Consider the following 8,067-nt stretch of genomic DNA (forward strand, 5'->3'; position numbering starts at 1 on the left):
GTCAGGTCTGCACGGCCAGCCGCTCTTCGCGCTGGCGCTGCAGGGCGGCGCGTTTGGTGGCCAGCGAGGCGATGATGACCCCTACGGCAACAATCGCGATCATCAGGGTCGACAGCGCGTTGATCTCGGGGCTGACGCCCAGCCGCACCGACGAGAAGATCTTGATCGGCAGGGTGGTCGACGAGGGGCCGGAGGTGAAGGATGCGATCACCAGATCGTCCAGCGACAGGGTAAAGGCCAAAAGCCAGCCCGAGATCACCGCAGGCGCGATGATGGGCAGGGTGACCAGCCGGAACGCCTCGGCAGGCGAACAGCCCAGATCAAGTGCGGCCTCTTCCAGTGAACGATCAAAGGTGACCAGCCGCGAGGACACCACGACCGAGACATAGCACATTGAGAAGGTGGTATGGGCCAGTACGATGGTGAAGATGCCGCGATCCAGACCGATGCCGATGAACAAAAGCAACAGCGACAGGCCGGTGATCACCTCGGGCATCACCAGCGGCGCGTAGATCATGCCGGAAAACAGTGTCCGGCCAAAGAACCGCCCGCCGCGCACCAGCACATAAGCCGCCATGGTGCCCAGCACCGTGGCGATGGTCGACGAAAACACCGCCACCCGCAGCGTGACCCAGGCGGCATCGAGGAAGGCCTCGTTCTGCAGCAACTCGCCATACCATTTGGTCGAGAACCCGGCCCAGACCGTGACCAGTTTGCTTTCGTTGAAGCTGAAGAGGATCAGGATCACCATCGGCAGGTAAAGGAAGGCAAAGCCCAGTGTCAGCGACACCACGTTGAACCAGCTCAGGCGCGTCATTGTTCGGCCTCCTGCTGTTTTTGCTGGTTGCGCTGGAACAGTACGATCGGGATCACCAGGATCAGCAGCAACACGACCGCCACGGCGGAGGCAACCGGCCAGTCGCGGTTCGAGAAGAACTCCTCCCACAGGACCTTACCGATCATCAGCGTGCCTGACCCGCCCAGCAGCGAGGGGATCACGAACTCGCCCAGTGCCGGGATGAAGACCAGGAAACAGCCCGCAATGACGCCGGGGCGCGACAGCGGCAGGGTGACCAGCCAGAAGGCCATCAGTCGCGAGCAGCCCAGATCCTCGGCCGCCTCGATCAGCGATCCGTCCAGCCGGTCAAGCGCGGCATAGATCGGCAGGATCATGAAGGGCAGATAGGTATAGACGATGCCGATATAGACGGCAGTATTGGTGTTGAGGATGGTCAGCGGTGTGTCGATGACACCGATCCAGAGCAGGAACTGGTTCAGAAATCCTTCCTGGCTGAGGATGCCCATCCACGCATAGACCCGGATCAGGAACGAGGTCCAGAACGGCAGGATCACCAGCATCATCAATGTGGTGCGCCACTGCTCGGGGCTGCGCGCCATGGCATAGGCCATGGGGTAGCCGATCATCAAGGTCAGCAGGGTCGAGATAGTGGCGATCCAAAGGCTGCTCAGATAGGCCTTCCAATAGAGGTCATCCTCGGTCAGCCAGACGAAGTTTTCCAGATCGAGCCCGGCAAAGAACTCCCGGATGCCCGACCAGCCCTGCGAGAGGTCGAGCGTGGGCGTGTAGGGCGGGATGGCCAGTTCGGTGTCCGACAGCGAGATCTTGAGCACGATCACGAAGGGGATCAGGAACAGGACCAGCAGCCAGCCATAGGGAATGGCGATCAGGAAAAACCGCCGCATCAGTTCGCCAGCAACACGCCCGCGGTGGCGGTCCAGGACAGCCAGACGGGGTCTTCCCATGTGAAGGAGCGGCGCGAGATGCGGCGGGTGTTGGCGGTCTGCGCCTTGATGACCAGCCCGTTGGGCAGTTCAACATGATAGGTCGACAGATTGCCCAGATAGGCGATGTCGAGCACCTTGCCCTGGACCGCGTTTGCGGCCTCTTCCGGGCGCTCGGCGCTGATCGCCACCTTCTCGGGGCGGATCGCCAGAGAACAGCTCTGCCCGGTGGACAAATCGGTGCTCGAACTGGCCTGCAGCGGCGGCTGGCCCTCGGACCAGAAGATGCGATAGCCCTCGCCCTCACCGGAATTGGCCTTGCCCTGGATGATGTTCACGTCACCGATGAAATCGGCCACATAGACTGAATTCGGCGTCTCATAGATACGGTCCGGCGTGTCGGCCTGAATGATGCGGCCGTGATCCATCACCGCGACACGGCTGGCGACGGTCATCGCCTCTTCCTGATCGTGGGTGACGATCACGAAAGTGGTGCCGGTGGTTTCCTGAATATCCATCAGTTCGAACTGGGTATCCTGCCGCAGCTTCTTGTCGAGCGCGCCCAGCGGTTCATCCAGCAACAGCAGTTTCGGCGCCTTTGCCAGTGAGCGCGCCAGCGCCACGCGTTGCCGCTGACCGCCCGAGATCTGATGCGGCTTGCGGCTGGCGAATTGTTCGAGACGGGTCAGTTTCAGCATCGCCTCAACCCGTTCGTTCAGGTCGTGCTTGGGCATCTTGTCGCGTTTCAGCCCAAAGGCGATGTTGTCCCAGATGCTGAGATGCGGGAACAGCGCATAGGACTGGAACATCATGTTCACCGCGCGCTGGTTCGGAGGGACCGGGGCGATGTCCTGACCGGCCAGCTCGATCACGCCGCTGCTGGGGGCTTCGAACCCGGCCAACATCCGCATCATGGTGGTCTTGCCGCAGCCCGAGGGGCCTAGCAGGGCAAAGAATTCCTTCTCGAAGATATCCAGCGACAGATCGTCGATGGCGGTGAAGGCCCCGAACGATTTGGTGACGTTTCGGAACCGGATCAGTGGCTGTGCCCGGGGATCTTCCCAAGGCGCTAAAGGTGAGGCGTCCACGGCAGGTCCTTGTTCTGAAAGAAAACGGCGGGGCGCTGATGCGTCCCGCCGGGGTCCAGCTCAGGTGCCGGATTTGACCTTGGTCCACATCCGCGTGACCACACGCTGTACCTTTGAGGGGTATGGCGATTTGGTATAAAGCTTCTCCATCGTCCCGTCGTCGGGATAGATCGCGGTGTCGCCGATCACGTCCTCGGCCAGAAACTCCTGCGATGCCTTGTTGCCATTGGCGAAATAGACGTAGTTCGACGCCGCCGCCATGTTCTCGGCCTCCATGATGAAGTTCAGGAAGGCATGCGCGCCGTCGGGATTGGGCGCGTCGGTCGGAATGGCCATCTGGTCAAACCACATCAGCGACCCCTGCGCGAAGGGGTGATAGGCGATCTCGACGCCGTTATTGGCCTCGGCCGCGCGGTCGCGCGCCTGCAGTACATCGCCCGACCAACCGACGGCGACGCAGATATCGCCGTTGGCCAATGCGTTGATATATTCCGAACTGTGGAACTTCTTGATATGCGGCCGCACCGCCATCAGAGGGGCCTCAGCCTTGCCGATCACGTCGGGATCATTGCTGTCGGGGTCCTCACCCAGATATTGCAGCACCATGGGCACGATCTCGGTCGGGGCATCCAGGAAATAGACCCCGCAAGCGGCCAGTTTCTCCATGTTGGCGGGGTCCAGAACCAGATCCATGCTGTTGAGCGGCGCATCGTCGCCCAGCACTTCCTTGACCTTGCCGACATTGAGCCCGACGCCGGTCGTGCCCCACATGTAGTTGATCGAGTATTCGTTGCCCGGATCGTATTGTGAGGTCCGATCCTCAATCATCTCCCACATGTTGCCGGCATTTGGCAGCTTGGATTTGTCGAGCTTCTGGAACGCGCCCGCCGAGACCTGCCGCTGCAGGAAGTCGCCGGTCGGAACCACAACGTCATAGCCCGAGCCACCCGCCAGCATCTTGGTTTCCAATATCTCGTTGCTGTCGAAGACGTCATAGATCAGATCATAGCCTGTCTGTTCCTCGAATTTCTTGAGCAGGTCTTCGTCGATATAGTCCGACCAGTTATAGACGCGCACCTCTTCGGCCCAGACCGCAAACGGCGCCAGAAGCGCTACGGCTGCGAGGGCGCCAGTTATCTTTCTTGGCATTTCAATCCTCCTGTTGGTTCTGAGGGAGGATGCCGGAGTTTGATCAAAACCGATTCTTTTTCCTCCCCCGGGTGACAGTATGATAGTTTTTTGGCAGTTGAGTAGAGTCAATTGTCACCCCAGCGCCCTTGGACCCGGATGAAAGATCAAAAAATGAACCGGCTTGTCGCAAAACGCCCCGAGCATGAGGCGATCTATGTTCAGGTCAAGGAACTGATCCTGTTTGGCGAGGTCGTGCCGGGCCAGCCGCTGACCATCCACGGTCTGGCCGACATGATTGGCGCGGGCATCACTCCGGTGCGCGAGGCGATGCGCCGCCTGACCGCCGAAGGGGCGCTGGCGGCCCGTGAAAACCGCCGGGTCGAAGTGCCGCTGATGACCTCTGACAGGCTGGCCCAGATCGATCTGGTGCGTCTGACGGTTGAACCCAAATTGGCCTTCCTCGCCGCAAATCAGGCGGCATCAGCGGTGATCCCGGATCTGGAGCGGCTGGATGCACGGGTTGATCAGGCCATCCACACCGGAGATATCCGGGGCTATCTGGTGGCAAACTTTCGGTTCCACTTCACACTCTATGACGCGGCGGACGCGCCGATTCTGCGGCGGATCGCCGAATCGCTCTGGCTGCAGGCCGGTCCGTCGCTGCGGGTGGTCTGCGGGCGCTATGGCACGTCGAACCTCAAGGACCTGCATCAGCAGGCGATTGCCGCCCTGCGCGAGGGCGCGCCGCAGGATGTCGCCGACGCCATCGAGGGGGACATACGACAGGGGTTGGATTTCGTCCGGCAAACATTCGACGAGTGACCCGATTACCCGATAAGTTCAGTCGCGCGCGAGGTGGATTGACGTGGTCGATTAATTTGATCAAAATCCTCCGGTCCACCCTGACTTCATCCCCGCGGGATCATTCCGGCCCCGTTGGCCACCTGTGCCAACCGCCGGTCTGAACGCCATAGCTCAAGAGACCTGACATGACGACAATGGCCAACCACCTGCCCACCGCAGAACTGCAAGCGCTAGACGCGGCGCATCACCTGCATCCGTTCACCAACGGCCACGAACTGGCCCAAAAAGGCGCCCGCGTGATCAAAAGCGCCAAGGGCGTCTGGCTCAAGGACAGTGACGGCAATGAAATCATCGACGGGATGGCAGGGCTGTGGTGCGTCAACATCGGCTATGGGCGCGACGAGTTGGCCGATGTGGCCGCCCGGCAGATGCGTGAGCTGCCGTACTACAATACGTTTTTCCAGACCACCCATGCCCCGGCGCTGATGCTGGCTAGGAAACTGGCCGAACTGGCACCGGGTGACCTGAACCACGTGTTTTTCTCAACCGGCGGCTCGGATGCCAATGACACCAATATCCGGCTGGTGCGCACCTATTGGGCCGAAAAAGGCCAGCCCGAGCGCAACGTGATCATCTCGCGCTGGAATGCCTATCATGGCTCGACCATTGGCGGCACCAGTCTGGGCGGGATGAAGGGGATGCACGGGCAGGGCGGTCTGCCGATCCCGGGCATTGAGTTCATCGACCAGCCCAACTGGTGGGTCGAGGGCGGCGATACGGCGCCCGAAGAGTTCGGGCTGGAACGCGCCCGCCAGTTGGAGGCCAAGATCAACGAGATCGGGCCGGACAAGGTCGCCGCCTTCATTGGCGAGCCGGTGCAGGGCGCTGGTGGTGTGATCGTCCCCCCCGAAACCTATTGGCCGGAAATCCAGCGGATCTGCGACCAATATGGCATTGTGCTGATTACCGATGAGGTGATCTGCGGTTTTGGTCGCACCGGCAACTGGTTCGGTTCGCAGACCTTCGGGATCAGACCCGACATCATGACAATGGCCAAAGGGCTGAGTTCGGGCTACCAGCCGATCGGAGCGTCGGTGGTGTCGGACGAGATCGCGCAGGTGTTGTCGGGGACCGACTTCAATCACGGCTATACCTATTCGGGACATCCCGTGGCGGCGGCTGTGGCGCTGGAAAACCTGCGGATTCTGGAAGAAGAGAATATCGTCGGTCACGTCCAGAACGTCGCCGCGCCCTATCTGAAACAGAAATGGGAGGGGCTGCTGGATCACCCGCTGGTGGGTGAGGCAAAGATCGCGGGGATGATGGCCTCGGTCGCATTGACGCCGGACAAGGCGGCCCGCGCGCCCTTTGCCTCGGACCCCGGCGTGGTGGGCCAGATCTGTCGCGACCGTTGCTTTGCCAACAATGTGATCATGCGCCATGTGGGCGACCGGATGATCATCTCGCCCCCGCTGGTCATCACCCCGGACGAGATCGACATCCTGATCGACCGCGCCCGCCTGTCGCTGGATGAATGTCTGGCGCAACTTGAGGCGGACGGCCTGAACCGGGCGGCCTGACCGGGTGGACCTGCTGAGCGCCAATGACCGACCGGGGCAATACCCCGCCTCCTACTACGCGGCGAGTGCCCGCCCGCTGGATCCGTTCCCTCCTGCGCGCGGCGCGCTGAGTTGCGATGTCTGCGTGGTGGGTGGGGGCTTTACCGGGCTGTCGGCGGCGCTGCATCTGGCGCGGCGCGGTTATGACGTGGTGCTGCTGGAGGCGCAGCGCGTGGGTTTCGGTGCGTCGGGGCGCAATGGTGGGCAGGTCGGGCAGGGGCAGCGCGTGGAACAGGACGCGCTGGAGGAGATGCTGGGCAAACCTCATGCGCGGGACCTGTGGCGGATCGCAACGCAATCGGTTGATCTGGTGCGCGCACTATGCGCCGAGGTGGATATGCCGTTCCATGACGGGATCATCCACGCCGATCATCGCGCGCGCCATGTGCCCCAGAGCTGGGACTATGCGGACAAGCTGAATACCGAGTATGGCTATGACAAGATCCGACCTCTGGACGTCGAGGAATGCCGCCATCTGGTGAACTCGCCCGCCTATCACGGTGGCACCATCGACATGGGCGCCGGGCATATCCACCCCTTGCAGTTCGCGTTTGGCCTTGCGCGTCTGGCGGTGCTGTCGGGGGTGCGGATTTTCGAGCGCTCCAAGGTTCAGGAGTTGGATGCGGGCAACCCGACACAGCTGCGCACCCCGGACGCCACCGTTTCCGCGCGCTATGTCGTGCTGGGCTGCAACGGCTATCTGGGAGGGCTGCAACGCGAGGTTGCCGCACGGGTCATGCCGATCAACAACTATATCCTTGCCACCGAGCCGATGACGCCGGAACAGCAAGAGGACGTGATCCGCAGCAATGTCGCAGTGGCGGACAGCAAGTTCGTAGTGAACTACTTTCGGTTTTCCGACGATCACCGGCTGCTGTTTGGCGGAACCGAGAGCTATGGCTATCGCTTTCCGGCGGATATCGCCAGCAAAGTGCGCAAGCCGATGCTGGAGATTTTCCCGCAACTGCGCGAGACCCGGATCGATTATGCCTGGGGCGGGACGCTGGGGATCACCATGAACCGGATGCCGCATTACGCGCGGCTGGCGGGCAATATCCTGTCGCTCTCGGGGTTCTCGGGGCATGGGGTGGGCATGGCTACGCTCTCGGGCCAGATCGCTGCCGAGACCATCGCCGGTCAGGCCGAACGCTTTGACCTGATGGCGCAGGTTCCGACCCTGCGCTTCCCCGGTGGTGCTGCATTGCGCTCGCCGCTGCTGGTGCTGGCAATGCTCTGGTACAGCCTGCGCGACAGGTTGTGAGGATGGGTATGCCGGGCCTTTCAAAACCCATGATTGGGTGTGATTTCGTTAGGTTTCACGCAATGCGCTAAAGTCGGCAAAGAGCCCAAAGTGACGGATGCTGCACATCGGACGAACGTCAGTTCTTGCTTATTGTGAGGATAGCGTCTCGCAATTGGTCGACCCCGCCAAGCTGACTTTTGAGACAGTCTATGCCCTATGCCCTTTGCTTTAGCGTGCTCTTTGTGTTCCGCTTTCTATGGACAAAATACGTGGGCAGTCCAACGCGCTTAGTTGATATTGCGTCTCGATGGGAGAATATGTTCTCACCACAGCGCGCATAATGATCTACCTACTTGCCGCAACCACGTGGCAGGTATCGCTCAGAGATGATTTTCATACCCGTAGGATCAACGTGAAAAGGAAAGCGTTTGAAAGGCCT

General features: G+C 61.1%; 7 protein-coding genes. 3 read left to right on the top strand and 4 right to left on the bottom strand.

The window, feature by feature from the left end; all coding sequences use genetic code 11:
* Position 1 precedes the first annotated feature (1 nt).
* The 4 genes from M3P21_RS20025 to M3P21_RS20040 are packed head-to-tail and all read right to left on the bottom strand — an operon-like array spanning position 2 to position 3,980.
* On the bottom strand, positions 2-817 hold the full coding sequence (locus tag M3P21_RS20025; RefSeq protein WP_249712986.1) for an ABC transporter permease: 816 nt from the start codon (positions 815-817) through the stop codon (positions 2-4).
* The gene (locus tag M3P21_RS20030) at positions 814-1,704 is read right to left on the bottom strand and encodes an ABC transporter permease subunit (protein ID WP_249712988.1); all 891 of its coding nucleotides are present in this window, start codon (positions 1,702-1,704) and stop codon (positions 814-816) included. Before M3P21_RS20030 ends, M3P21_RS20025 begins: the two co-directional genes overlap by 4 nt.
* Positions 1,704-2,831, bottom strand: coding sequence for an ABC transporter ATP-binding protein (locus M3P21_RS20035; protein ID WP_249712989.1), 1,128 nt, complete (start codon positions 2,829-2,831; stop codon positions 1,704-1,706). Before M3P21_RS20035 ends, M3P21_RS20030 begins: the two co-directional genes overlap by 1 nt.
* A 60-nt stretch (positions 2,832-2,891) precedes the next feature.
* Positions 2,892-3,980 (bottom strand): polyamine ABC transporter substrate-binding protein, encoded by a 1,089-nt coding sequence (locus tag M3P21_RS20040; protein WP_249712991.1) that lies wholly within the window; start codon positions 3,978-3,980, stop codon positions 2,892-2,894.
* 153 nt (positions 3,981-4,133) lie between these two features.
* Between M3P21_RS20040 and M3P21_RS20045 the strand changes: the two genes are divergently transcribed.
* The 3 genes from M3P21_RS20045 (at position 4,134) to M3P21_RS20055 (ending at position 7,646) form a co-directional block, all read left to right on the top strand.
* The gene (locus M3P21_RS20045) at positions 4,134-4,784 is read left to right on the top strand and encodes a GntR family transcriptional regulator (protein WP_249712993.1); all 651 of its coding nucleotides are present in this window, start codon (positions 4,134-4,136) and stop codon (positions 4,782-4,784) included.
* A 167-nt stretch (positions 4,785-4,951) separates the two neighbouring features.
* Positions 4,952-6,346, top strand: coding sequence for an aspartate aminotransferase family protein (locus M3P21_RS20050; RefSeq protein WP_249712995.1), 1,395 nt, complete (start codon positions 4,952-4,954; stop codon positions 6,344-6,346).
* A gap of 4 nt (positions 6,347-6,350) precedes the next feature.
* Positions 6,351-7,646, top strand: coding sequence for an NAD(P)/FAD-dependent oxidoreductase (locus tag M3P21_RS20055; RefSeq protein ID WP_249712997.1), 1,296 nt, complete (start codon positions 6,351-6,353; stop codon positions 7,644-7,646).
* Positions 7,647-8,067 lie beyond the last annotated feature (421 nt).

Source organism: Ruegeria spongiae (assembly GCF_023502395.1).
In the GTDB taxonomy this organism is placed as follows: Bacteria; Pseudomonadota; Alphaproteobacteria; order Rhodobacterales; family Rhodobacteraceae; genus Ruegeria_C; species Ruegeria_C spongiae.

Excerpts from the sequence above, each read along its gene's own strand:
- M3P21_RS20050 (WP_249712995.1), top strand. The coding sequence starts at position 4,952 with ATGACGACAATGGCCAACCACCTGCCCACCGCAGAACTGCAAGCGCTA.
- M3P21_RS20040 (WP_249712991.1), bottom strand. The coding sequence starts at position 3,980 with ATGCCAAGAAAGATAACTGGCGCCCTCGCAGCCGTAGCGCTTCTGGCG.
- M3P21_RS20045 (WP_249712993.1), top strand. The coding sequence starts at position 4,134 with ATGAACCGGCTTGTCGCAAAACGCCCCGAGCATGAGGCGATCTATGTT.
- M3P21_RS20025 (WP_249712986.1), bottom strand. The coding sequence starts at position 817 with ATGACGCGCCTGAGCTGGTTCAACGTGGTGTCGCTGACACTGGGCTTT.
- M3P21_RS20030 (WP_249712988.1), bottom strand. The coding sequence starts at position 1,704 with ATGCGGCGGTTTTTCCTGATCGCCATTCCCTATGGCTGGCTGCTGGTC.